The organism is Streptomyces sp. LZ34, from assembly GCF_053890475.1.
Genome location: NZ_CM132680.1, coordinates 8472748 through 8497352 on the forward strand (window position 1 = coordinate 8472748; position 24605 = coordinate 8497352).

Consider the following 24605-nt stretch of genomic DNA (forward strand, 5'->3'; position numbering starts at 1 on the left):
CGAGTCCCGCCTAGACACAGGACCCTGCGTGCCCGCGACCCCTACCAATGTGCCGGAGCCGAGCCGTACCGACCCGGCTCTCATCCGCAACTTCTGCATCATCGCGCACATCGACCACGGCAAGTCGACGCTCGCCGACCGGATGCTCCAGCTGACCGGGGTGGTCGAGCAGCGGCAGATGCGCGCGCAGTACCTCGACCGCATGGACATCGAGCGCGAGCGCGGCATCACGATCAAGTCCCAGGCGGTCCGGCTGCCCTGGGCACCCACCCAGGGCGGGGATGCGGGCGCCACCCACATCCTCAACATGATCGACACCCCGGGCCACGTGGACTTCACCTACGAGGTCTCACGCTCCCTCGCGGCCTGCGAGGGTTGCATCCTGCTGGTCGACGCGGCCCAGGGGATCGAGGCGCAGACCCTCGCCAACCTTTACCTGGCCCTGGAGAACGACCTCACGATCATCCCGGTCCTCAACAAGATCGACCTCCCCGCCGCCCAGCCCGAGAAGTACGCCGCCGAGCTGGCCCACATCATCGGCTGCGACCCCTCCGACGTGCTCAAGGTCTCCGCCAAGACCGGGGAGGGCGTGGCCGAGCTGCTGGACGAGGCCGTCAGGCTGATCCCGGCCCCGGTGGGCGTCAAGGACGCCCCCGCCCGAGCCATGATCTTCGACTCGGTCTATGACGCGTACCGGGGCGTCGTGACCTACGTCAAGGTCGTCGACGGCACGCTGGGCAAGCGCGAGCGCATCAGGATGATGTCCACCGGCGCCGCCCACGAGCTGCTCGAGATCGGCACCAACTCGCCCGAGATGACCCCGGCCGACGGGCTGTCCGTCGGTGAGGTGGGCTATCTGATCACCGGGGTGAAGGACGTCCGCCAGTCCAAGGTCGGCGACACGATCACCCAGTTCAGCAAGGGCGCGACCGAGGCGCTGGGCGGTTACAAGGACCCCAAGCCCATGGTCTTCTCCGGGCTGTATCCGCTGGACGGCTCGGACTACCCCGAGCTGCGCGAGGCCCTGGACAAGCTCCAGCTCAACGACGCCGCGCTGGTCTACGAGCCGGAGACCTCTGCCGCCCTCGGCTTCGGCTTCCGGGTCGGCTTCCTCGGCCTCCTCCACCTGGAGGTCATCCGTGAGCGCCTGGAGCGCGAATTCGGCCTCGACCTGATCGCCACCGCGCCCAATGTGGTCTACCGCGTGGACATGGAGGACGGCAGCGAGCACACCGTCACCAATCCCAGCGAGTTCCCCGTGGGCAAGATCGACAAGGTGCACGAGCCGGTCGTCCGGTCCACCATCCTGGCCCCGAGCGAGTTCATCGGCGCGATCATGGAGCTCTGCCAGAACCGTCGCGGTGTGATGCTCGGCATGGACTACCTCTCCGAGGATCGGGTCGAGATCCGCTACACCCTTCCGCTCGCCGAGGTGGTCTTCGACTTCTTCGACCAGCTGAAGTCCAAGACCCGCGGCTATGCCTCGCTCGACTACGAGCCCACCGGCGAGCAGGCCTCCGACCTGGTCAAGGTCGACATCCTGCTGCACGGCGACAAGGTCGACGCCTTCTCCGCGATCACCCACAAGGACAAGGCGTACGCGTACGGCGTCCGGCTGGTCGCCAAGCTGCGCGAGCTGATCCCGCGGCAGAACTTCGAGGTGCCGATCCAGGCCGCCATCGGCAGCCGGGTGATCGCCCGTGAGACGGTCCGTGCCATCCGGAAGGACGTCCTGGCCAAGTGCTACGGCGGTGACATCTCCCGGAAGCGGAAGCTGCTGGAGAAGCAGAAGGAGGGCAAGAAGCGGATGAAGATGGTCGGCAACGTGGAGGTCCCGCAGGAGGCCTTCATCGCCGTGCTGTCCTCCGACGAGGGCGACGCGAAGGCGAAGAAGTAGCCCCCCGGTCATCCCTGGCCACCCTGGGGTCGCCCCTGGGTCACCTCTGGGTCACCCCGGGGTCGGCGGGCCCGGCGCGCGGCGCCGGGCCCGCCGACCGCTTTTGCGACGTTCAGCGACTTTCACCGCAACGCTTCCATAGTTTCAACTAGGTGGCCGAAGCCCCCTTACGCGGTACGGTTCCGGCCCTTACCCTGATCACTGCTCGAAGGTTACTCGCGAGTCAATAAGCACGGGGCGAGCAGTGACACGAGGCAAGCAGTGAGGCAAGCACCGAGGCGGGCTCCGGAGGATGCCGTGACCGACACACAGACTTTGCTCGAGAACCGCCCGCCGTCCCTGGCGACGCACTTCCTCCAGCGCGTCGAGGCGACGCCGGACAACGAGGCATACCGCTATCCGGTCCCGCCCGCCTCGGGCGAGGGCCCCGACGACTGGCGGCCCCTGACCTGGCGCGAGACCGCGGACCGGGTCTTCGCCATCGCCGCCGGCCTGATCGGCCTCGGCATCCGCCCCGAGGAGCGGGTGGCGCTGGCCTGCTCCACGCGCGTCGAGTGGATCCTCACCGACCTCGGGGTGCTGTGCGCGGGCGCCGCGACCACCACGGTCTACCCGAGCACCAACGTCGAGGAGACCGCCTTCATCCTCTCCGACTCCGGCAGCCGGGTGCTGATCGCCGAGGACGCGGCGCAGCTGGCCAAGGTGCGGGAGCAGCGCGAGGACCTCCCCGAGCTGGCCCATGTCGTGGTGATCGAGGCCGAGGACGCGACCCCCGCCGAGGGCGACCCCGAGGGTTGGGTGCTCTCGCTCGCCGAGCTGGAGAAGCGCGGCACGGCCTACCTCGACGATCACCCGGACGTGGTGCGCGAGCGCATGGACGCGCTCCGCGCCGACCAGCTGGCCACGCTCATCTACACCTCCGGCACCACCGGGCGCCCCAAGGGCGTACGCCTGTCGCATGACACCTGGTCGTACATGGCCATCGTGATCGGCAATCTCGACGGCATCCTCTTCGCCGACGATGTGCAGTACCTGTGGCTGCCGCTGTCGCATGTCTTCGGCAAGGTGCTGACGGCGGGGCAGGTCTACGTCGGGCACACGACGGCCGTGGACGGCCGAGTGGACAAGATCATCGAAAATCTGCCGGTGGTCAGGCCCACGTATATGTGTGCCGTGCCGCGGATCTTCGAGAAGGTCTACAACGGCGTCGCGCAGCGGGCGCGCGAGGGCGGCGCGGCCAAGTACAAGATCTTCCGGTGGGCGGCCGAGATCGCCCGCGAGTACGCCAAGACCTCCCAGGACAACTTCCGCCGCACCGGCACCGCCTCCGTGCCGCTCGGTCTCAAGGCCAAGCACGCCGCCGCCGACAAGCTCGTCTACGCCAAGCTGCGCGAGGCCTTCGGCGGGCGGCTGAGGGCCGCGGTGTCCGGCGCGGCCTCGCTCGCGCCCGAGATCGGCTACTTCTTCGCCGGCGCCGGCATCAACATCCTGGAGGGCTACGGGCTGACCGAGACCAGCGGCCCGGGCTTCCTGAACCCGGTGGAATACCGCACCGGCACGGTGGGGAAGGCGTTCGCGGGCCTTGAGGTGCGGATCGCCGAGGACGGCGAGATCCTGATGCGCGGCCCCTCCATCATGCAGGGCTACCACGAACTGCCGGAGCTGACCGGGCAGGTGCTGGAGTCCGACGGCTGGTTCCACACCGGCGACATCGGCGAGCTTTCCCCGGACGGCTATCTCACCATCACCGACCGGAAGAAGGACCTGATCAAGACCTCGGGAGGCAAGTACGTCGCGCCGGCCGAGGTCGAGGGCAAGTTCAAGGCCGTGTGCCCCTTCGTCTCCAACATGCTTGTGCACGGCGCGGACCGTAACTACTGCACCGCGCTGATCTCCCTCGACGAGCCGACGATCATGGGCTGGGCGCAGGAGCACGGCCTGGAGGGGAAGTCGTACGCCGAGGTGGTGGCCACGGAGGAGGTGCGGCAGTTGATCGACGGCTATGTGGGACGGCTCAACGAGGGGCTGCAGCGCTGGCAGACGATCAAGAAGTTCCGGCTGCTGCCGCGCGACCTGGACATCGAGCACGGTGAGCTCACACCGAGCTTGAAGCTGAAGCGACCGGTAGTCGAGCGGGAATACAAGGACCTGCTGGAGGATATGTACGACGGCGCGCGGGAAGTCTGAGGGTTCGGGAGGCTTGAGGGTCGCCCATGCGCCGGGCGACCCCGGGCGGGGTGTCGGGGTGGGGGTGTCGGGTGGGGCTCATGGGCCGTACGAGGCGTACGATCCGCACAAGCGCCGCAGTTCCGACGCACTCTTCACCTGATTTTTCCCCTCATCGCGGCTCACTTGCGTAACTCGGCGCATATGAGGGCGGCATGTCTGCCACTCTGTCGGTGTCGGACTACGGCGTTACGCCGGGACTGCTCAGGAGCCGCACAGTGGGGACGCCTTCTTCTGCCACACCTGCTTCTGTCTCATCTGATCCGGCGCCGGGGGCGGTGCCGGGTGTAGTGCCTCGCCCCCGGCCCGGATCCGGGCCGGGGCCGGCGCTCGTAGCCGTGCCCGGGGCCGTGCCGGCCGCTCGGATCGCCGCCGCGCGCACCAGCCTGCCCGGCAATCCGCTGGCGGCCTCCGCCGCGCGCCGGTTCGCCCGCACGGCCCTCGCGGACTGGACCTCGCTCGACTTCCCCGCCGTCGGCCGGATCCCCGACGGGGTCGCGGACGAGGTCGTGCTGCTGGTGAGCGAACTGGTCACCAACGCCGTGGTGCACGCCGGGACGGCGGTCGAGGTGAGCTGTGCGCTGGACGTCTTAACCGGAGACGGGGAAGTGCCCTCCGTGGTCGTCGAGGTGACCGACCATCACCCCACCCGTTTCCTGCGCGGCGAGCCTCCCGACGGGGGCGAGGAGCCGGGGTGCGGCGGACACGGGCTGCGGCTGGTCGCCGAGCTCGCCGAATGCTGGGGCACGGCCTATCGCCGGGACAGCAAGACGGTGTGGTTCCAATTGCCCGTCACCCCGGCCGAGGCCGTCGCCCTTCCGAGCGAACCGCTTCCGGGTGAGCCGCTTCCGGGTGGCTCACTGCCCACCGACGGCTCCCCCAAGGACGGCTCCCTCAACGGGGACTCCTCAAAGGACGACTCGCTGAAGGACGACTCGCTGAAGGGCGACCCGTCGAGCGGCGACTCGCTGAGTGGCGATGCGTACGCCGTCGAACTCCTGGCCCCCGCCCCCCGGCGCGTCGGCGTCCGCCACACCGACGCCGACTGGGTCCGGGAGGGCGCGCTGTCCTTCCTCGCCGAGGCGTCCGAGCTGCTGGCCGGGCAGTTCGACGAGGACATGGTGACCTCGCTGGCCGCCCAGCTGCTCGTGCCGCGGTTCGCCGACTGGAGCGCGGTGTGGCTCGACGCGGAAGGCGGCCCGCCGCGGCTCGCCCAGGTGTGGCACGCGAGCGAGAGCCGGATCGAGACCCTCCGCCAGGTGCTCGAGAAGGAGCCGCTGGAGCTGCCCGCCACCGCGCGCGGCCGAGCCGTGCCCTGGGCGTGGCCCAGCGACCCCTCCGCCTACGGGCCCGGCGGCGCGGCCCTGGCCTGCCGCCTCATCGCGAACGGGCGCACCGTCGGCACGCTGCTGCTCGGCCGGGCCGGGCTGATGCGAGTGCCGGGCGAGGTGGCCGACCTGGTCGAGGACTTCGCCCGCCGGGTCGCGCTCGCGCTGTCGTCCGCCCGGCAGTACACGCGGCAGGCGACGATCAGCCGGGTGCTGCAGCGCGGGCTGCTGCCGTCCCATATCGCGCGGATCCCGGGCGTGGAGTCGGCGGTGGTGTACGAGCCGACCGGCGGCATCTCGGCCGGGGGCGACTTCTACGACATCTTCCCGGCGGGGAACGGCCGCTGGGTCTTCGTCCTGGGCGATGTGTGCGGGAACGGGCCGGAGGCGGCCGTGGTGACCGGGCTCGTACGGCCCTGGCTGCGGCTGCTGGCGCGCGAGGGATACGGCGTGGGGGCGGTCCTGGAACGGCTCAACCGGATGCTGGGGGAGGAGGCCGTCGAGGCCGCGGTCGAGGGCGCGGCGGAGGCCGTGGCGGCGGGCGTGGGGCTGCCGGTGGGCGGCGGGGTGTCGCGGTTCCTGTCGCTGCTGTACGGGGAGCTCGTGCCGCTGGGCGAGGACGGCGAGGACGGCATCCGCTGCACGCTCGCCAGCGCGGGACATCCGCTGCCCCTGGTGCTCCGGCCCGACGGGTCGGTGCGCACCGTCGCCGAGCCGCAGATCCTGCTGGGCGTCGTGGACGACGTCACGTACGAGAGCGAGACCTTCGAGCTGGCGCCCGGGGAGACGCTGGTGTGTGTGACGGACGGGGTCACGGAGCACAGATCGGGCGCCCGGCAGTTCGACGACGGGGACGGGCTGGCGTCGCTGCTCGGCGACTGCGTGGGGCTGGACGCGGGGGATGTGGCGGAGCGGATCCGGCAGGCGGTGCACGCGTTCGCGGTCGAGCCGCCGGACGACGATCTGGCGATGCTGGTGCTGCGGGCGCGGTAGGGGCGGCGCCCGGACGGATCTCTCCCTCCCCCCGTCCCTACCCGACACCGGGGGCGGGGTTCCACCGCGTGGGGGGGCTCGGAGGCCTGGGGCGGGCCGCCCCAGGCCGCGAGGCGTTCGGGGCGCTGCCCCGATGGCGGACAATGGGGGGCATGCCTTCCGTACTGCCCGATGGCGAGCCCATGCCCGAGGACGGCGCGCTGCCCGCGAGCGCCGTGGCCGGGGCGGCACACCGGCCGCTCGGGTTCTATCTGCATGTGCCCTACTGCGCGACGCGCTGCGGGTACTGCGACTTCAACACCTACACCGCCACTGAGCTGCGCGGTTCCGGCGGCGTGCTCGCTTCCCGCGACAACTACGCCGAGATGGTCGCCGAGGAGGTCCGCCTCGCCCGCAAGGTGCTGGGGGACGACCCCCGGCCGGTCGAGACCGTGTTCGTCGGGGGCGGCACCCCGACCCTGCTGGCCGCCGCCGACCTCGGGCGGATGCTCGGCGCCATCCGGGACGAGTTCGGGCTGGCGGAGGGGGCCGAGGTCACCACCGAGGCCAACCCGGAGTCGGTCGACCCGCGGTATCTGGAACAGCTGCGGGAGGCCGGGTTCAACCGGGTCTCGTTCGGGATGCAGAGCGCCCGGCAGCATGTCCTGCGGGTGCTGGACCGCACCCACACCCCGGGCCGCCCGGAGGCGTGCGTGGCCGAGGCTCGGGCGGCCGGGTTCGACCATGTGAACCTGGACCTGATCTACGGCACGCCGGGGGAGAGCGACGAGGACTGGCGCGCCTCGCTGGAGGCCGCGCTGGGCGCCGGGCCCGACCATGTGTCGGCGTACGCGCTGATCGTCGAGGAGGGCACCCAGCTCGCCCGGCGGATCCGGCGCGGCGAGGTCCCGATGACCGACGACGATGTGCACGCCGATCGGTATCTCATCGCGGAGGAGACGCTGTCGGCGGCCGGGTTCCGCTGGTACGAGGTGTCGAACTGGGCCACGTCGGACGCCGGCCGGTGCCGCCACAACGAGCTGTACTGGCGCGGCGCGGACTGGTGGGGCGCCGGTCCCGGCGCGCACAGCCATGTGGGCGGCGTGCGCTGGTGGAACGTGAAGCACCCCGGCGCGTACGCGCAGGCGCTGAGCGAGGGCCGGTCCCCGGGGGCGGGCCGCGAGATGCTGACCGACGAGGAGCGCCGGGTGGAGCGGATCCTGCTGGAGCTGCGGCTTGTGGAGGGCTGCCCGCTGGACCTGCTGGCCCCGGCGGGCGCCGCCGCGGCGGCCCGGGCCGTGGCGGACGGCCTGCTGGAGCCGGAGCCGTACGGCGAGGGCCGGGCGGTGCTGACCCTGCGGGGGCGGCTGCTGGCCGACGCGGTGGTGCGCGATCTGGTGGACTGACACCTGTCCGGACGCCCGCCTGACCCGACGGCGTGAGGATGACCCGACGCCCGGGTGACCCGACGCCCGGATGACGTGACGCTCGCATGCCCCGACGCCCGGACGGGCCCCGCTACGGCCCGTCCGGACCGCCCACGGTCACATGGTCGATCAGCTCCTCCACCCGCCCCAGCAGGGTCGGCTCCAGGTCCTTGTAGGAGCGGACCGAGGACAGGATCCTCTGCCAGGCCGCCCCCGTGTTCTCGGGCCACCCCAGCGCCCGGCAGACGCCCGTCTTCCAGTCCTGGCCGTGCGGCACCGTCGGCCAGGCGGCAATGCCGACCGAGGAGGGCTTCACGGCCTCCCACACGTCGATGTAGGGGTGCCCGACGATCAGCACGTGCTCGCCGGTGACCTCGGCCGCGATACGGGACTCCTTCGTGCCCGGGACCAGGTGGTCGACCAGCACGCCGAGGCGGGCGTCGGGGCCGGGGGAGAAGTCGCGGACGATCGCGGGCAGGTCGTCGATGCCCTCCAGGTACTCCACGACCACGCCCTCGATGCGCAGGTCGTCCCCCCACACCCGCTCGACGAGCTCCGCGTCGTGGCGCCCCTCCACGTAGATGCGCCCCGCGCGGGCGACGCGCGCGCGGGCCTGAGGGAGGGCGAGGGAGCCGGAGGCGGTGCGGCGCGGGGCCGTGGGGGCGGCGGCGCGGGGGCGCACCAGGGTGACGACGCGGCCCTCCAGGAGGAAGCCGCGCGGTTCCATGGGGAAGACCCGGTGTTTGCCGAAGCGGTCCTCCAGAGTCACCGTGGGGCCCTGCGCGGTCTTCTCGCAGCGGATCACGGCGCCGCAGAACCCGGTGGTGACCTCCTCGACGACCAGGTCGGGCTCGGCGGGCACCTCGGGCGCGGGCGCCTGGCGCTTCCAGGGCGGGGTCAGGTCCGGGTCGTACTGTCGCATCCGAGTGACCCTAGCGCCGGCGTCAGGAGGACACGCCGAAACGAGCGGCGAGCTCATCGCGCTGCGCCCGGACGAAACGGGCGTCCACGGCGGCGCCGTGCCCGGGGACGTACAGCGCGTCCTCGCCGCCGAGGGCGAGCAGCCGGTCCAGGGCGGCGGGCCACTGTCCGGGGATCGCGTCGGCGCCCGCCTGGGGCGGTCCCGACTCCTCGACCAGATCGCCGCAGAAGACCACCTCGGGCTCGCCCGGGGCCTGGCCGGGGACGAGGACGGCCAGGTCGTGGGCGGTGTGGCCGGGGCCCACGTTCGCCAGCAGGACGGGCCGGTCGCCCAGGTCCAGGGTGAGCTCGCCGCACACCAGGTGGTGCGGGCGTACGAGATGGTCGGCGGCCCCGGCGGCGGCGTCGGGGTCCGCGCCGTGGCGCACCGCGTCCTCGCGCAGCGTGTCCCGCTCGCGGCGCAGCAGCTCGTCGAGCCCGGCGGCCCCGTACACCTCGCAGCCCGCGAAGGCGGCGGTGCCGAAGACATGGTCGAAGTGGGGGTGGGTGAGGGCGATGTGAGTGGGGCGGCGGCCGAAGAGCCGGGTGATCTCGCGGCGTACCCAGGCACCCTCGGCCAGGTCGGCGCCGGTGTCGACGACCAGGACGCCGGTCCGGCCGGCGATCGCGCCGACGGTCGCGTCCCAGCCGGGCAGACGGCACCGGGCGACGGACGGCGCGAGATCTTCCCAGCGCGCCTCTTCCCAACGGGTGTCCATACGGAGACGCTAGCGGGGGCAGAGGCAAACCGAGACGCCAACAGACGCCAACGACGCCAACAGGGGCAGTGGCAAAGCGGCGGCTCTTGCCCCGGCCACGGCACCCCGCCGTACACTGGCTGAGGGGTTCTGGCACTCGTGACCATTGAGTGCCAGGGGGAAGACCTGATGAGACGGCTGGACTGGAGGTGCGCGGTGCTCAGCGAACGCAGACTCGAGGTACTGCGTGCGATCGTCCAGGACTATGTGGGCACGGAGGAGCCGGTCGGCTCCAAGGCGCTCACCGAGCGGCACCGGCTGGGCGTCTCCCCGGCCACGGTGCGCAACGACATGGCGGCGCTGGAGGACGATGGCTATATCGCCCAGCCGCACACCAGCGCCGGGCGCATCCCCACGGACAAGGGCTACCGGCTCTTCGTCGACAAGCTGGCCGGGGTGAAGCCCCTGTCCACGCCGGAGCGGCGGGCCATCCAGAACTTCCTGGACGGCGCCGTGGACCTCGACGATGTGGTGGGGCGCACGGTCCGGCTGCTCGCGCAGCTGACCCGGCAGGTCGCGGTGGTGCAGTATCCCTCGCTGACCCGCTCGACGGTCCGCCATGTGGAGCTGCTGGCGATGAGCCCGGCGCGGGTGATGCTGGTGCTGATCACCGACACCGGCCGGGTCGAGCAGCGCATGGTGGACTGCCCGGCGCCCGTGAGCGAGGAGTCGCTCGCGGATCTGCGGGCCCGGCTGAACAGCCGGGTCGTGGGCCGGCGGTTCTCGGATGTGCCGCGGCTGGTGCAGGACCTGCCCGAGGCCTTCGAGCAGGAGGACCGGGGGACCGTCTCGACGGTCCTGGCCACCCTGCTGGAGACGCTGGTCGAAGAGACCGAGGAGCGGCTGATGATCGGCGGCACCGCCAATCTCACCCGCTTCGGGCATGATTTCCCCCTGACGATCCGGCCCGTGCTCGAAGCGCTGGAGGAGCAGGTCGTTCTGCTCAAGCTGCTCGGCGAGGCGAAGGACTCGGGCATGACCGTACGGATCGGGCATGAGAATGCTCACGAGGGCCTGAATTCCACTTCGGTCGTGGCAGTCGGCTACGGTTCGGGCGACGAGGCGGTCGCCAAACTCGGCGTGGTCGGACCGACCCGCATGGACTACCCCGGAACGATGGGAGCGGTACGCGCAGTGGCACGTTACGTCGGACAGATCCTGGCGGAGTCGTAAGTGGCGACGGACTACTACGCAGTCCTGGGCGTGCGGCGTGATGCCTCGCAGGACGAGATCAAGAAGGCATTCCGCCGGCTCGCGCGTGAGCTGCACCCGGACGTGAATCCGGATCCCAAGACCCAGGAGCGGTTCAAGGAGATCAACGCCGCCTACGAGGTCTTGTCCGATCCTCAGAAGAAGCAGGTCTACGACCTGGGCGGGGACCCGCTGTCCGCCTCGGGCGGCGCCGGGGGCGGCGCGGGCGGCTTCGGCGCGGGCTTCGGCAACTTCTCCGACATCATGGACGCCTTCTTCGGCACCGCGTCGCAGCGCGGCCCGAGGTCCAGGACCCGGCGCGGCCAGGACGCCATGATCCGCCTCGATGTGGAGCTGACCGAGGCGGCCTTCGGGACCACCAAGGACATCCAGGTCGACACCGCGGTCGTCTGTACGACGTGCAGCGGCGAGGGCGCGGCGCCCGGCACCTCGGCGCAGACCTGTGACATGTGCCGCGGCCGGGGCGAGGTGTCCCAGGTGACGCGGTCCTTCCTCGGCCAGGTCATGACCTCCCGGCCGTGCCCGCAGTGCCAGGGCTTCGGCACCGTGGTGCCGACCCCGTGCCCGGAGTGCGCGGGCGACGGGCGGATCCGCTCGCGCCGGACGCTGACCGTGAAGATCCCGGCCGGTGTGGACAACGGCACCCGGATCCAGCTCGCCGGCGAGGGCGAGGTCGGCCCGGGCGGCGGCCCGGCGGGCGATCTGTACGTGGAGATCCACGAACTGCCGCACCCGGTCTTCCAGCGCCGGGGCGACGACCTGCACTGCACGGTGACCATCCCGATGACGGCGGCGTCGCTGGGCACGAAGGTGCCCCTGGAGACGCTCGACGGCCTGGAGGAGGTCGACATCCGGCCCGGCACCCAGTCCGGCCAGTCGATCCCGCTCCACCAGCGCGGCGTCACCCACCTGCGCGGCGGCGGCCGCGGCGACCTGATCGTCCATGTCGAGGTGCAGACCCCGGCCAAGCTCGACCCGGAGCAGGAGGAGCTGCTGCGGCGGCTGGCCAAGCTGCGGGGCGAGGAGCGGCCGGTGGGCGAATTCAAGCCAGGGCAGCAGGGGTTGTTCTCGCGTCTGAAGGATGCGTTCAACGGGCGGTAGGCGCCCGGCCGGGGGTCCGGGGGTGGCCCCCGGGGGATGGAGTAAGCCAGGGCAGCAGGGGTTGTTCTCGCGCTTGAAGGATGCGTTCAACGGGCGTTAGGCGGCTGGCCCGACCCGAAGGGCGCGGCCCTGAGCCGGGTTCTGACCGGCGCGGAGGACATGACACGATGTCGCCATGTCCTCCGCGCTGACCGATCTCTTTCGGTACCCGATCGTGCAGGCCCCGATGGCGGGCGGGGCCTCCTGCTCGCAGTTGGCCGCCACCGTCTCCGAGGCCGGCGGCCTCGGGTTCCTCGCCGCCGGCTACAAGACGCCGGAGGCGATGTACCAGGAGATCAAGCAGCTGCGGGGGGAGACCGCCCGGCCCTTCGGCGTGAACCTGTTCATGCCGCAGCCGCTCACCGCCGACCCCGCCGCCGTGGAGGTCTACCGGGAGCAGCTCGCCGGGGAGGCGGCCTGGTACGACACCCCGCTGGGCGACCCCGACGCGGGCTCCGACGACGCGTACGACGCCAAGCTGGCGATCCTCCTCGACGACCCGGTCCCGGTCGTCTCGTTCACCTTCGGCTGCCCCACCCGCGCCGTCCTCGACGCCTTCGGCAGGGCCGGGACGCGGACGGTGGTGACCGTGACCTCGCCCGCCGAGGCGCAGTCCGCCCAGTGGGCGGGCGCCGACGCCGTGTGCGTACAGGGCGTCGAGGCGGGCGGCCACCAGGGCACCCACCGCGACGACCCGCGCGCCGACGGGACGGGCGCCGGGTTCGGCCTGCTGTCGCTGCTCGCGCTGGTCCGGGAGGTCGTGCAGATTCCGGTCATCGCGGCGGGCGGGCTGATGCGCGGCTCGCAGATCGCCGGGGCGCTGGCGGCGGGCGCGGTCGCGGCCCAGCTGGGGACCGCGTTCCTGGTCTGCCCCGAGTCGGGGGCCAACGCCCTGCACAAGCGGGCCATGACCGACCCGGTGTTCGGCCGTACGGAGCTGACCCGCGCCTTCTCCGGGCGCCCCGCGCGCGGGCTGGTCAACCGCTTTATGCGCGAGCACGGCCGATACGCCCCGGCCGCCTACCCCCAGGTGCACCACCTCACCTCGGGGCTGCGGAAGGCGGCGGCGAAGGCCGGCGATCCGCAGGGCATGGCGCTGTGGGCGGGGCAGGGCCACCGGCTGGCCCGGGAGCTGCCCGCCGCGCGGCTGGTGGAGGTGCTGGCGGCCGAACTGGACGCGGCACGTGAGGGTTTGGGCGTCATGCGGGACAGAGGGGCGGTGTCGTGACCGCACCCGTCTTCCTGGCCGACTCCCTGGCGGGGGCGGCCGTGGGGGCGCGGCTGGCGCTCGAGGGGCCGGAGGGGCGGCATGCCGTGTCGGTGCGCCGGCTGCGCGTGGGCGAGCCGGTGGTGCTGACGGACGGGGCGGGTACGGGCGCGTTCGGCGTCGTGGCGGCGGTCGAGGGCAAGGACCGGCTGCTGGTCGAGGTGGCCGAGGTGCGCCATGAGGCGCAGCCGAGCCCGCGGATCACCGTGGTCCAGGCGCTGCCGAAGGGGGACCGCGGCGAACTGGCCGTGGAGACCATGACGGAGACCGGCGTGGACGCCATCGTGCCCTGGGCGGCGGCGCGTTGTGTCACCCAGTGGAAGGGCGAGCGCGGCCTGAAGGCGCTGGGCAAGTGGCGGTCGACGGCCCGGGAGGCGGGCAAGCAGTCGCGTCGGCTCATCTTCCCCGAGGTGGCGGACGCGATGACGACCCGCCAGGTTGCTCGGCTTCTGGCCGAATCCGACTTCGCCGCTGTGCTGCACGAGGAGGGCAGCGAGCCGCTCGCGACCGCGCCGCTGCCCGCCGAGGGAAGCGTTGTGCTGGTGGTCGGCCCGGAAGGGGGCGTATCACCCGAGGAGTTGGCGGCCTTCGCCGAGGCGGGGGCGCGCCCGTACCGCCTGGGCCCGACCGTGCTGCGCACCTCCACGGCCGGAACGGCGGCGGCCGCGCTGCTCCTGGGCCGCACGGGGCGCTGGGGCTGACGCACCTGCCCCCGGGCGCCCCGGGCGCCCCCGACCGCCCTCGCACGCCCGGCGGATCATGTGGCCGAGTGTGCTCTTCCGGATCCCCCCGCTCCGGTGGGAACCTCTGTCTATGGGGGCAATGAGGCATCAAAGGAACGCGCTCTTCGCGGGGGTGGCGGCGGCCCTGACGATCGTCGCGGTGGCGGCGTGCGAGCCCAGGGACGACACCGGGCTCAACGCCATCGGGGTGGCGGTCACCACGGACCGGGTCAGCACGCGCGCGCTCGAAAAGGGCGGCATCGACGTGCGCTGGATGACATGCAACGCGGATGTGAAGGGCAAGCACACGTCCGGCCCCTCGCAGGACGCGAAGGCCTCCGTCCACTGCCGGGGCAAGACCGATGACGACCGCACCATCAAGGTCACCGGCACCGTCACCTACGAGCGCGAGAACATCTGCGTACGGGGCGATCTGACCGCCAAGGTGGACGACCACCGCGTCTTCCAGGCCAATGTGATCGGCGACTGCAACGCACGGAAGACGAGGCATCCCAAGCCGTCCCGGAACACCACCCACCCGTGGGACCGGCGGACCACGGCGGGCAGCGACAAAGGCAGCGACAAGTAGGTCGGCAGCCGATGGCGCACGCTTCCGCTCGACGGGCGCGTGACCACCATGTGGTTCCGGCGCGCGGCCTCCGGGCCTCCCGGTAGCATCCGGTTGCGTACCAGCCGACGATGCGTAAGGAGCCACCGGTGCCGGGAGAACCGCAGGCCGACTGCCTGTTCTGCAAAATCGTCTCGAAGGAGGTGCCGGCGACCGTCGTCCGCGAGACCGAGACGACCCTCGCCTTCCGGGACATCAACCCCCAGGCGCCGACCCACGTCCTGGTGATCCCCAAGGTCCACTACCCGGACGCCGCCTCCCTCGCGGACGCGGAGCCGCAGATCGCCGCCGACATACTGCGCGAGGCGGGTGCGGTCGCCGCCGACGAGGAGATCGACGACACCGGCTTCCGCGTCATCTTCAACACCGGCGCGGGCGCGGGCCAGACCGTCTTCCACGCGCACGCCCACATCCTGGGCGGCCGCGGCTTCAACTGGCCCCCGGGGTAATCCCCTTGTCCGTACGTGAACTGGTCGTCCTGGGCACCGCGAGCCAGGTGCCGACCCGGCACCGCAACCACAACGGCTATCTGCTGCGCTGGGACGGCGAGGGCATCCTCTTCGACCCCGGCGAGGGCACCCAGCGCCAGATGCTGCGGGCGGGGGTCGCGGCCCATGACATCAACCGGATCTGTGTCACGCACTTCCACGGGGACCACTCGCTGGGCCTGGCCGGGGTCGTCCAGCGGATCAACCTGGACCGGGTGCCGCACCCGGTGACCGCGCACTACCCGGAGAGCGGGCAGCGCTTCTTCGAGCGGCTGCGCTACGCGACCGCGTACCGCGAGACCGTGCCGCTGGCCGAGGCGCCGGTGGCGGGCGAGGGCGGGGTCCTGGCGCGGACCGCCGGGTACACGCTGGAGGCGCGCAGGCTCTCCCACCCGGTCGAGTCCTACGGCTACCGGCTGACCGAGCCCGACGGCCGCCGCATGCTGCCCGAGAGGCTCGCGGCGTACGGCATCCGCGGGCCGGAGGTCGGCCGGCTGCAGCGGGAGGGGACGCTGGAGCGGGAGGGGCGCACGGTCACCCTGGAAGACGTCAGCGAGATGCGGCGCGGGCAGCGCTTCGCCTTCGTCATGGACACCCGGCTGTGCGAGGGCGCCCACGACCTTGCGCAGGGCTGTGACCTGCTGGTGATCGAGTCCACCTTCCTGGACGAGGACGAGCCGCTGGCGGTGGAGTACGGGCATCTCACGGCCGGGCAGGCGGCGCGGCTGGCCGCGGAGGCGGGGGTGCGGCACCTGGTGCTGACCCACTTCTCCCAGCGGTACGGCGACCCCTCCGACTTCGAGCGCCAGGCGCGGGCGGCGGGCTTCGAGGGGGAGCTGACGGTGGCGCAGGACCTGATGAGCGTGGCGCTGCCCAAGCGGCGCTGACCGCTCCAGGGCCCGGCGCCGCTGTCGGTGCCATCGTGCACACTGGCCGCAGCCGCATTCACCCGCATTCGTGACGACATTCGTGACGACATGAAGTGCATTCGCTGAACGAGATTCGCTGAACGACATTGACTGAACGGGACCGGCGACGAGGCCGGTCCGATCTGGGAGCGCACGGTGACCACAGACCACGGCCAGCCGCTCGCGGCGGAATGCCCGGCGGAGTACCCCCTGCTCGACCCGCTCGCGGCCGTCCGCAGACTCGGTGACCCGGCCTGGGACGTCTATCTCACCGGCACGGTCTTTCTGGACATCATCTTCACCGGCCTGGACTCCGCCCCGGTGCGCGGCACCGAGTCCTGGGCCCGCGGCATGGGCTCCAGCCCCGGCGGGGTGGCCAACATGGCCACCGCCCTGGCCCGCCTCGGCCTGCGCACCTCCCTCGCCGCCGCCTTCGGGGACGACATGTACGGGGACTACTGCCGCGACGCCCTGGACCGCGGCGAGGGCATCGACCTGTCGCTGTCCCGTACGGTGCGCGGCTGGCACTCCCCGGTGACCGTGTCCATGGCCTACGAGGGCGAGCGCACGATGGTCTCCCACGGCCATGAGGCGCCGCCGCCCGAAGAGCCCGCCCCCAGCTGCCCGCCCCCGGCCCGCGCGGCCATCGCCTCCCTGGTCCCGGGGAACCGCGAGGAGTGGGTCGCCCAGGCCGTCGGTCACGGCAGCATGGTCTTCGCGGACGTCGGCTGGGACGACACCGGCCGCTGGGACCCGGCCGACCTCGCCGATCTCGAGCACTGCGAGGCGTTCCTGCCCAACGCGGCCGAGGCGATGCGGTACACCCGCACCGACTGCCCGCGCGCCGCCGCCCGCGCGCTCGCCGACAAGGTGCCGCTCGCGGTCGTCACCCTCGGCGCCGAGGGGGCGTACGCGGTGGACGGGCGGACCGGCGAGACCGCCGAGGTGCCCGCGATCGCCGTGGAGGCCCTGGATCCGACGGGCGCGGGCGATGTGTTCGTCGCGGGCTTTGTCACCGGCACCCTCGCCCAGTGGCCGCTCGCCGACCGGCTGGCCTTCGCGGGCCTGAGCGCCGCGCTGTCCGTGCAGGAGTTCGGCGGCTCGCTGTCGGCGCCCGGCTGGGTGGAGATCGCCGCCTGGTGGCAGCACGCGAAGTCGTACGACGACCAGGACCCCTCCGCGCTGCGCCGCTACGCCTTCCTGGACCGGATCCTCCCGGCGGCCGCCCGCCCCTGGCCGCTGCGCCGGGCCGTGCCCACGATCGGCTTCCGGCAGGCGTGAAGCGAGCGTGAAGCAGGATCCGGTGTGGAGTAAAAGGACTCGGGTGTTGTCAGTGCTCCGTCGTACCCTTGTACTCGAGGTTGTCGAGCAACGAGAACCCCGCAAGAGGAGGTAGGAGCAGGCCTCAGAGCCGGCCCATGACGCAACCAACCACAGCACGCCAGGCGCATGCGCAGTTCACGGTTCCGAACAAGCACCCGATGGTCATGGTGCTGGGATCGGGCGATTCGCTGCTGCGTGTCATCGAAGAGGCCTTCCCGGCGACCGACATCCATGTGCGGGGCAATGAAGTCAGCGCGACCGGTGACCCCCGGGAAGTCGCCCTCATCCAGCGCCTGTTCGACGAGATGATGCTGGTGCTCCGCACCGGTCAACCGATGACAGAGGACGCGGTGGAGCGCTCGATCGCCATGCTGCGCGCGGCGGAGGACGGCGAGATAGGGGTGGAGACCCCGGCCGAGGTGCTCACCCAGAACATCCTCTCCAACCGCGGCCGCACCATCCGCCCCAAGACCCTCAACCAGAAGCGCTATGTCGACGCCATCGACAAGCACACCGTCGTCTTCGGCATCGGTCCGGCCGGCACCGGCAAGACCTATCTGGCCATGGCCAAGGCGGTCCAGGCCCTGCAGTCCAAGCAGGTCACCCGGATCATCCTGACCCGGCCGGCGGTCGAGGCGGGCGAGCGGCTCGGCTTCCTGCCCGGCACGCTCTACGAGAAGATCGACCCGTATCTGCGCCCGCTGTACGACGCGCTGCACGACATGCTCGACCCCGACTCCATCCCGCGCCTGATGGCCGCGGGCACGATCGAGGTCGCACCGCTGGCGTATATGCGCGGCCGCACGCTCAACGACGCGTTCATCATCCTCGACGAGGCCCAGAACACGAACCCCGAGCAGATGAAGATGTTCCTCACCCGGCTCGGTTTCGACTCCAAGATCGTGATCACGGGTGACATCACCCAGATCGACCTCCCTGGCGGGACCAAGAGCGGTCTGCGCCAGGTGCAGGAGATCCTGGAGGGCGTCGATGACGTCCACTTCTCCCGGCTCACCAGCACCGATGTGGTCCGCCACAAGCTGGTCGGCCGTATTGTCGACGCGTACGAGTTGTACGACAGCCGGAACGGAAAGTAAAACAACACTCTTATGGCGATCGACGTCAACAACGAATCCGGCACGGAGATCGATGAGCGGGCGGTGCTGGATGTCGCCCGCTACGCCTTGGCCCGGATGCGTATCCACCCGCTCTCCGAGCTCTCGGTGATCGTCGTCGATGCCGACGCCATGGAGCAGCTCCACATCCAGTGGATGGACCTGCCGGGGCCCACCGACGTCATGTCCTTCCCGATGGACGAGCTGCGCCCGCCCGCGAAGGACGACGAGGAGCCCCCGCAGGGCCTCCTCGGGGACATCGTGCTCTGCCCCGAGGTGGCCAAGAAGCAGGGGGAGGAGGCGCCGACCGGACACTCCATGGACGAGGAGCTTCAGCTCCTGACCGTCCACGGCGTCCTCCACCTCCTCGGCTACGACCACGAGGAGCCGGACGAGCGGGCCGAGATGTTCGGCCTCCAGGCCGCCATCGTCGACGGCTGGCGCGCCGAGCAGGGCATGACCGGTCCCTCCCCGGCCCCCACGACCCGATGACCGGCCGACTGATCGCAGCGGCCGTCCTGCTGGTGGTGGTCGCCTGGCTCGCGGCCTGCGCCGAGGCCGGCCTGGCCCGCACCACCCGATTCCGCGCCGAGGAGGCCGTGCGGGCCGGGCGGCGCGGCAGCGCCAAGCTGATGCAGGTCGCGGAGGACCCCACCCGCTATCTGAACGTCGCGCTGCTGGTGCGGGTCGCCTGCGAGGTGGCGGCCGGCGCGGTCGTCACCTACGCGTGTCTGCGCGAGTTCGACGAGACCTGGAAGGCGCTGACCATCGCGATCGGCGTGATGGTCCTCGTCTCGTATGTGGCCGTCGGCGTCTCGCCGCGCACCATCGGCGCCCAGCACCCGCTGAACACCGCGACCGCCGCCGCGTATGTCCTGCTGCCCCTGGCCCGGGTCATGGGCCCCATCCCGCCGCTGCTGATCCTCATCGGTAACGCGCTGACCCCCGGCAAGGGCTTCCGCAAGGGGCCCTTCGCCTCCGAGGCCGAGCTGCGCGCCCTGGTGGACCTCGCGGAGAAGGAGTCGCTGATCGAGGACGAGGAGCGGCGCATGGTGCACTCCGTCTTCGAACTCGGCGACACGCTGGTGCGCGAGGTGATGGTGCCGCGCACCGACCTCGTCGCCATCGAGCGCTTCAAGACCATCCGGCAGGCCCTGACCCTCGCGCTGCGCTCCGGCTTCTCCCGGATCCCGGTCACCGGGGAGAACGAGGACGACATCGTCGGCATCGTCTACCTCAAGGACCTCGCCCGCAAGACGCACATCAACCGCGAGGCCGAGTCCGAGCTGGTCTCCACCGCCATGCGGCCCGCCGCCTTCGTGCCCGACACCAAGAACGCCGGCGACCTGCTGCGCGAGATGCAGCAGGACCGCAACCACGTCGCGGTCGTCGTCGACGAATACGGCGGCACGGCCGGGATCGTCACCATCGAGGACATCCTCGAGGAGATCGTCGGTGAGATCACCGACGAGTACGACCGCGAGCTGCCGCCCATCCAGGACCTGGGCGACGGCAGCCACCGGGTCACCGCCCGGCTCGGCCTGGACGACCTCGGCGAGCTGTACGGGACGGACCTGGACGACGAGGACGTTGAGACGGTCGGCGGGCTGCTGGCCAAGTCGCTGGGGCGGGTGCCGATCGCGGGAGCCACGGCGGAGGTCGAGGTGGAGGACGGCGGTGCCGACTCCGACCTCAAGGCCCTGCGGCTGACCGCAGAGTCCCCGGCCGGCCGCCGCAACCGCATCGTCACGGTCCTGGTCGAGCCGGTCCGCGCGACGGCGGAGACCGAGCCCGAGGATTGAGTCCCCCCGAAAGCTGACCTTGCCGGAGGGGGCCGGCGCGGCGGCCCGCGCTCGCACGCGGGCTGACCTTGGCTGACGGTGGGCCGGCTCCTGTCCGCCACGCCCGCGGCCCCGCCTATGCTCGTCCGCATGAGCGAAGCCGCACCCCTGGACCCCGAAGACCGCAAGATCATCACCCTCGCCCGCTCCGCACGAGCCCGCAACGGCGTTCCCGAGGGCGCCGCCGTACGCGACGAGACGGGCCGTACGTATGTCGCCGGCACCGTCGCCCTCCCCTCGCTCCCGCTGAGCGCGCTGCGGACCGCCGTCGCGATGGCGGTCGCCAGCGGCGCGAAGTCCCTGGAGGCCGCGGCCGTCGTGACCGAGGCCGAGGCCCTTCCGGAGGAGGACCGCGCGGCCGTACGGGACCTGGGCGGGGAGGGCACCCCGGTGCTGCTGGCGGGCCCCGACGGCGGGCTGCGCACCACGATCCAGGCCTGAGGGACCCGTACGAGAGCCGGTCTGCGCGCGCGGGGCAGGGCGTCATAGCCGTCGGCTATGACAACAGCTCTTGGACGCGCGCCGGGGTCGGGCGGAAAGCTGAGGCAGGAAAGGACAGGCCGGGGGCAACACCCCGGCCACCCCCGCCCCCACCCCACCCCCTCCGCACCGAGGAGCCCGCGCCCATGCCCGCCCTTCCCATCCGTACCCTTGGCGACCTGAAGATCTCCGCGATCGGCTACGGCGCCATGGTGCTGTCCCCCGGCGTGTACGGGGAGATCGACGACGACCGCGCCCTGACCGCCCTGCGCTCCGCCCTCGACGAGGGCGCCACGCACATCGACACCTCCGACGGCTACGGCGAGGGCGGCCACAACGAGCGCATCGTCGGCCAGGCCGTCCGGGGCCGCCGCGACGAGGTCACGATCGCCACCAAGTTCGGCTTCCGCCGCCCCGAAGGCGTCGAGGGGCACGCCTTCCCCGTCAACTACACCTACGGCGAGCTGGCCGTGAACGCCGAGCCCCGCCACATCCGCCGCTACGCGGAGACCTCCCTGCGCACCCTCGGTACCGACCGGATCGACCTCTACTACCCGCACTTCCCGGACCCCACCGTCCCGATCGAGGACACCGTCGGCGCCGTCGCCGAGCTGATCTCCGACGGCCTGGTACGCCACCTGGGGCTGTCCAACGTCACCGCCGAGCAGCTCGCCCGCGCCCATGCCGTGCACCCGGTCGCCGCCGTACAGACCCAGTGGTCGATGTGGACCCCCGTGGACGCCGAGCTGCTCGCCGCGGCCCGCGAGCTGGGCGTGGGCGTCGTAGCCTGGTCCCCGCTGGGCAGCGGCTTTCTGACCGGCACGGTCCAGGACATCGCCGCCGACGACTTCCGCCGCTTCATCCCGCGCTACCACGACGGCAACCTCCGGGCGAACAACGACCGCTACGCGCCGCTGCGCGCCATCGCCGGGGACCTCGGCCTGACCCCGGGGCAGCTGGCGCTGGCCTGGCTGCTCCACCAGGACGAGCACGTCGTCCCGATCCCCGGCAGCCGCACCCCGGCCCATATCGCGGAGAACCTCGCCGCCGCCCGCGCCGAGCTCACCCCCGACACCCTCGCCCGGATCGCCGAGGCCCTGGCCGCCTTCGCCCCCGAGGGCGCCAGCGCCCTCCTCGGCTGACTGTGGCCGTCTGGTCGGCGCGGGCCGGGGTATCGGGGACAATGGGCGCCATGAGTGCCGCTACGTCCCCTTCCCAGCCCGAGCCGCAGGCGTCCCCGCACCGCGCGGGCTTCGCCTGCTTCGTCGGCCGCCCCAACGCGGGCAAGTCGACCCTGACCAACGCACTGGTAGGGACGAAGGTCGCGATCACCTCCAACCGCCCGCAGACCACCCGCCACACCGTCCGCGGCATCGTGCACCGCCCCGACGCCCAGCTGGTGCTGGTCGACACCCCGGGCCTGCACAAGCCGCGCACCCTGCTCGGCGAGCGCCTGAACGACGTCGTACGGACCACCTGGGCCGAGGTCGACGTCATCGGCTTCTGCCTGCCCGCCGACCAGAAGCTCGGCCCCGGCGACCGCTTCATCGCGGGCGAGCTGGCCGGGATCAAGAAAACCCCCAAGATCGCCATCGTCACCAAGACCGACCTGGTCGACTCCCAGCAGCTCGCCGAGCAGCTGATCGCCGTCGACCGGCTCGGCAAGGAACTGGGCGTCGAGTGGGCCGAGATCGTCCCCGTCTCCGCCACCGGCGGCGACCAGGTGGGCCTCCTCGCGGATCTGCTCGCGCCGCTGCTCCCGGAGAGCCCGGCGCTCTACCCCGAGGGCGACCTCACCGACGAGCCCGAGCAGGTCATGGTCGCCGAGCTGATCCGCGAGGCGGCCTTGGAGGGCGTCCGGGACGAGCTACCGCACTCCATCGCCGTGGTGGTCGAGGAGATGCTGCCCCGCGAGGACCGCCCCGCCGACCGGCCGCTCCTCGACATCCACGCCAACCTCTACATCGAGCGCCCCAGCCAGAAGGGCATCATCATCGGCCCCAAGGGCAAGCGCCTGAAGGAGGTCGGGACGAAGTCCCGCAAGCACATCGAGGCGCTGCTGGGCACGCCGGTCTTCCTGGACCTGCACGTCAAGGTCGCGAAGGACTGGCAGCGGGACCCCAAGCAGCTGCGGAAGCTGGGCTTCTGACGACACCGGTCACCGCCGGTCGGAGGCCGGCGCAGCCGTCCGAAGCCCGGGAGGCCCCTGGGGCCGAGGGGTGCGAGGGTGGCGGACAGGAGGAGGTCCCCAAGCAGCTGCGGAAGCTGGGCTTCTGACGACACCGGTCACCGCCGGTCGGAGGCCGGCGCAGCCGTCCGAAGCCCGGGAGGCCCCTGGGGCCGAGGGGTGCGAGGGTGGCGGACAGGAGGAGGTCCCCAAGCAGCTGCGGAAGCTGGGCTTCTGACCACACCGGTCACCGCCGGTCGGAGGCCGCTTCAGAAGCTTGGGCCCCCGGCCCTACGCGCCCTCCTTGAGGACCGTACGCACCAGCTCCCGCTGGGCGTCGCTCAGGTGCGGGTCGGCGGCGTGGACGGTCCGGCCGTCCACCGTGATCTCGTAGTGGAAGCCGTCCGGGACGCCGCGCGAGGGCGTGATGTGTCCGGTCTCGACGGCCTGGTGGGCCAGGGCTTCCAGGTGCTTGGCGTCGGGCCGGCCGGAGGTGTCCAGCTCGGCCCGGCGCTCGATACCGGCGAACCCGCCGGTGCGGATGACGGAAATGCGCATGGATCCATCAGTACCCGGTGCGGGCCGCGGCCCGCAGCGGGCGCGGAGATCCGTCCGTACGGCCCTCGCGGCGCGCCGCTAGCGCGCCCCCGCCCGCGCCCGCAGGTCGGAGATGCCCACCTTGGCCCAGGCGTCCAGCACCGCCTGCTGCTCCTCGCCCTCCCCGTACCGCGACTGCGCGGCCGCCGCCGTCAGCTGGGCGAAGTCGGCGAAGTCCGCGTCGTAGGCCAGCTCCCCGCCGGTCAGGGTGTCGTACCAGATCTGTCCGGCCCGCTCCCAGGCGTGGCCGCCGAGGGCCTTGGCGACGAGGTAGAAGGCGTGGTTGGGGATGCCGGAGTTGATGTGCACGCCGCCGTTGTCCCGCGAGGTGCGCACATAGTGCTCCATCGTCGCCGGCTGCGGGTCCTTGCCGAGGACGTCGTCGTCGTACGCCGTGCCGGGGGCCTTCATCGAGCGCAGCGCGACGCCGGTGACCCGGTCCGCCAGCAGCCCGGCGCCGATCAGCCAGTCGGCCTCGTCGGCCGTATGGCCGAGCTGGAACTGCTTGGTGAGCGAGCCGAAGACATCCGACATGGACTCGTTGAGCGCGCCGGACTGGCCGAAGTACTCCAGGTTGGCCGTGTACTGGGTGACGCCGTGCGTGAGCTCGTGGGCCGTCACGTCGACCGGGATGGTGAAGTCTTTGAAGATCTCGCCGTCGCCGTCGCCGAACACCATCTGTTCGCCGTTCCAGAAGGCGTTGCCGTACTCCTGGCCGTAGTGGACGGTGGCGTTCAGCGGCAGCCCGGAGTCGTCGATGGAGCGCCTGCTGTACGCCTTGAGGAACATCTCGAAGGTCGCGCCGAGGCCGTCGTACGCACGGTTCACCGTGTCGTCGCCGGTGGCCTGGCCGCCCTCGGCGCGCGCCTTCTTCCCCGGCAGGGTCTCCTTGTGCCCGGCGTCGAAGATGGTGCGCTTGGGCTTGTCGGAGGGCGCTCCGGTGGGGGCGGCGAGGCCGCGGACGGTGGTGATACGGCGGCGGGTGCGCTCCAGGGCGTCGCGCTCCAGGGTGCGGCGGGCGGGGTCGGCCAGCGCGGGGTCCTCGGCGCGGGCCAGTTTGTCGAGGACGTGCGGCGGCACGATGGTGCAGAAAACAGGGTGATGGTCACGACGGTTGTGAGCGTTGGCGTCCATGCGAGGCAATGTGGC

The 24605-nt window shown here is 71.8% G+C and carries 22 protein-coding genes; 18 read left to right on the plus strand and 4 right to left on the minus strand.

From position 1 onward, the window contains the following. Positions 1-28 precede the first annotated feature (28 nt). The 4 genes from lepA to hemW all read left to right on the plus strand — a co-directional run bounded on the left by lepA (position 29) and on the right by hemW (position 7829). On the plus strand, positions 29-1897 hold the full coding sequence (lepA, locus tag ACWY4P_RS35690; RefSeq protein WP_456204668.1) for a translation elongation factor 4: 1869 nt from the start codon (positions 29-31) through the stop codon (positions 1895-1897). 297 nt (positions 1898-2194) lie between these two features. Next, on the plus strand, positions 2195-4084 hold the full coding sequence (locus ACWY4P_RS35695) for an AMP-dependent synthetase/ligase (RefSeq protein ID WP_456204669.1): 1890 nt from the start codon (positions 2195-2197) through the stop codon (positions 4082-4084). Between the two features lie 194 nt (positions 4085-4278). After that, complete coding sequence (locus ACWY4P_RS35700) at positions 4279-6444, plus strand: SpoIIE family protein phosphatase (protein ID WP_456204670.1); 2166 nt, start codon at positions 4279-4281, stop codon at positions 6442-6444. Positions 6445-6596: 152 nt separating this feature from the next. Continuing rightward, the gene (hemW, locus tag ACWY4P_RS35705) at positions 6597-7829 is read left to right on the plus strand and encodes a radical SAM family heme chaperone HemW (protein ID WP_456204671.1); all 1233 of its coding nucleotides are present in this window, start codon (positions 6597-6599) and stop codon (positions 7827-7829) included. Positions 7830-7941: 112 nt separating this feature from the next. Here the strand turns inward: hemW and ACWY4P_RS35710 are convergent, their stop codons facing one another. Next, a complete protein-coding gene (locus ACWY4P_RS35710) occupies positions 7942-8772 on the minus strand; it encodes a DUF3097 domain-containing protein (protein ID WP_456204672.1) in 831 nt (276 codons plus the stop codon). A gap of 22 nt (positions 8773-8794) precedes the next feature. Beyond that, positions 8795-9529, minus strand: a complete 735-nt coding sequence (locus ACWY4P_RS35715) for an MBL fold metallo-hydrolase (RefSeq protein WP_456204673.1) — start codon at positions 9527-9529, stop codon at positions 8795-8797. 195 nt (positions 9530-9724) lie between these two features. On the opposite strand from ACWY4P_RS35715, the gene hrcA reads away from it, so the two are divergent. The 14 genes from hrcA (at position 9725) to era (ending at position 22841) form a co-directional block, all read left to right on the plus strand. Beyond that, positions 9725-10741 (plus strand): heat-inducible transcriptional repressor HrcA, encoded by a 1017-nt coding sequence (gene hrcA / locus ACWY4P_RS35720; protein WP_456213170.1) that lies wholly within the window; start codon positions 9725-9727, stop codon positions 10739-10741. Next, a complete protein-coding gene (gene dnaJ, locus ACWY4P_RS35725) occupies positions 10742-11881 on the plus strand; it encodes a molecular chaperone DnaJ (protein WP_456204674.1) in 1140 nt (379 codons plus the stop codon). Positions 11882-12056: 175 nt separating this feature from the next. Continuing rightward, positions 12057-13148 carry a nitronate monooxygenase gene (locus ACWY4P_RS35730; RefSeq protein ID WP_456204675.1) on the plus strand — a complete coding sequence of 364 codons (1092 nt, stop codon included), beginning with the start codon at positions 12057-12059 and terminating at the stop codon, positions 13146-13148. Next, positions 13145-13888, plus strand: coding sequence for a 16S rRNA (uracil(1498)-N(3))-methyltransferase (locus ACWY4P_RS35735; protein WP_456204676.1), 744 nt, complete (start codon positions 13145-13147; stop codon positions 13886-13888). The genes ACWY4P_RS35730 and ACWY4P_RS35735 overlap by 4 nt, the downstream gene beginning before the upstream one ends. A gap of 121 nt (positions 13889-14009) precedes the next feature. Then, positions 14010-14498 carry a hypothetical protein gene (locus ACWY4P_RS35740; RefSeq protein ID WP_456204677.1) on the plus strand — a complete coding sequence of 163 codons (489 nt, stop codon included), beginning with the start codon at positions 14010-14012 and terminating at the stop codon, positions 14496-14498. Between the two features lie 128 nt (positions 14499-14626). Beyond that, a complete protein-coding gene (locus ACWY4P_RS35745; protein ID WP_456204678.1) occupies positions 14627-14986 on the plus strand; it encodes a histidine triad nucleotide-binding protein in 360 nt (119 codons plus the stop codon). A gap of 5 nt (positions 14987-14991) precedes the next feature. Further along, positions 14992-15912: a ribonuclease Z gene (locus ACWY4P_RS35750; protein ID WP_456204679.1), complete on the plus strand. Its 921-nt coding sequence runs from the start codon at positions 14992-14994 to the stop codon at positions 15910-15912. Between the two features lie 177 nt (positions 15913-16089). After that, the gene (locus tag ACWY4P_RS35755; RefSeq protein WP_456204680.1) at positions 16090-17214 is read left to right on the plus strand and encodes a carbohydrate kinase family protein; all 1125 of its coding nucleotides are present in this window, start codon (positions 16090-16092) and stop codon (positions 17212-17214) included. Between the two features lie 137 nt (positions 17215-17351). Beyond that, complete coding sequence (locus tag ACWY4P_RS35760; protein WP_456204681.1) at positions 17352-18353, plus strand: PhoH family protein; 1002 nt, start codon at positions 17352-17354, stop codon at positions 18351-18353. 12 nt (positions 18354-18365) lie between these two features. Then, the gene (gene ybeY / locus ACWY4P_RS35765) at positions 18366-18863 is read left to right on the plus strand and encodes an rRNA maturation RNase YbeY (RefSeq protein ID WP_456204682.1); all 498 of its coding nucleotides are present in this window, start codon (positions 18366-18368) and stop codon (positions 18861-18863) included. After that, positions 18860-20173, plus strand: a complete 1314-nt coding sequence (locus ACWY4P_RS35770) for a hemolysin family protein (RefSeq protein ID WP_456204683.1) — start codon at positions 18860-18862, stop codon at positions 20171-20173. Before ybeY ends, ACWY4P_RS35770 begins: the two co-directional genes overlap by 4 nt. Before the next feature lie 117 nt (positions 20174-20290). Beyond that, complete coding sequence (locus ACWY4P_RS35775) at positions 20291-20653, plus strand: cytidine deaminase (protein WP_456204684.1); 363 nt, start codon at positions 20291-20293, stop codon at positions 20651-20653. Between the two features lie 185 nt (positions 20654-20838). Further along, the gene (locus ACWY4P_RS35780; RefSeq protein ID WP_456204685.1) at positions 20839-21834 is read left to right on the plus strand and encodes an aldo/keto reductase; all 996 of its coding nucleotides are present in this window, start codon (positions 20839-20841) and stop codon (positions 21832-21834) included. A gap of 41 nt (positions 21835-21875) precedes the next feature. Beyond that, entirely contained in the window at positions 21876-22841 is a 966-nt protein-coding gene (gene era / locus ACWY4P_RS35785) for a GTPase Era (protein WP_456204686.1), read from the plus strand. Positions 22842-23150: 309 nt separating this feature from the next. On the opposite strand, the gene ACWY4P_RS35790 is transcribed toward era, so the two are convergent. Continuing rightward, entirely contained in the window at positions 23151-23417 is a 267-nt protein-coding gene (locus ACWY4P_RS35790) for a protealysin inhibitor emfourin (protein ID WP_456204687.1), read from the minus strand. 78 nt (positions 23418-23495) lie between these two features. Further along, positions 23496-24590, minus strand: coding sequence for a M4 family metallopeptidase (locus tag ACWY4P_RS35795; RefSeq protein ID WP_456204688.1), 1095 nt, complete (start codon positions 24588-24590; stop codon positions 23496-23498). Positions 24591-24605 lie beyond the last annotated feature (15 nt).

Coding starts and splice junctions, on each gene's coding strand:
- ACWY4P_RS35700 (WP_456204670.1), top strand. CDS start 4,279: ATGTCTGCCACTCTGTCGGTGTCGGACTACGGCGTTACGCCGGGACTG.
- hemW (WP_456204671.1), top strand. CDS start 6,597: ATGCCTTCCGTACTGCCCGATGGCGAGCCCATGCCCGAGGACGGCGCG.
- ACWY4P_RS35710 (WP_456204672.1), bottom strand. CDS start 8,772: ATGCGACAGTACGACCCGGACCTGACCCCGCCCTGGAAGCGCCAGGCG.
- ACWY4P_RS35715 (WP_456204673.1), bottom strand. CDS start 9,529: ATGGACACCCGTTGGGAAGAGGCGCGCTGGGAAGATCTCGCGCCGTCC.
- ACWY4P_RS35730 (WP_456204675.1), top strand. CDS start 12,057: ATGTCCTCCGCGCTGACCGATCTCTTTCGGTACCCGATCGTGCAGGCC.
- ACWY4P_RS35740 (WP_456204677.1), top strand. CDS start 14,010: ATGAGGCATCAAAGGAACGCGCTCTTCGCGGGGGTGGCGGCGGCCCTG.
- ACWY4P_RS35760 (WP_456204681.1), top strand. CDS start 17,352: ATGACGCAACCAACCACAGCACGCCAGGCGCATGCGCAGTTCACGGTT.
- ybeY (WP_456204682.1), top strand. CDS start 18,366: ATGGCGATCGACGTCAACAACGAATCCGGCACGGAGATCGATGAGCGG.
- ACWY4P_RS35770 (WP_456204683.1), top strand. CDS start 18,860: ATGACCGGCCGACTGATCGCAGCGGCCGTCCTGCTGGTGGTGGTCGCC.
- ACWY4P_RS35775 (WP_456204684.1), top strand. CDS start 20,291: ATGCTCGTCCGCATGAGCGAAGCCGCACCCCTGGACCCCGAAGACCGC.
- ACWY4P_RS35780 (WP_456204685.1), top strand. CDS start 20,839: ATGCCCGCCCTTCCCATCCGTACCCTTGGCGACCTGAAGATCTCCGCG.
- era (WP_456204686.1), top strand. CDS start 21,876: ATGGGCGCCATGAGTGCCGCTACGTCCCCTTCCCAGCCCGAGCCGCAG.
- ACWY4P_RS35790 (WP_456204687.1), bottom strand. CDS start 23,417: ATGCGCATTTCCGTCATCCGCACCGGCGGGTTCGCCGGTATCGAGCGC.
- ACWY4P_RS35795 (WP_456204688.1), bottom strand. CDS start 24,590: ATGGACGCCAACGCTCACAACCGTCGTGACCATCACCCTGTTTTCTGC.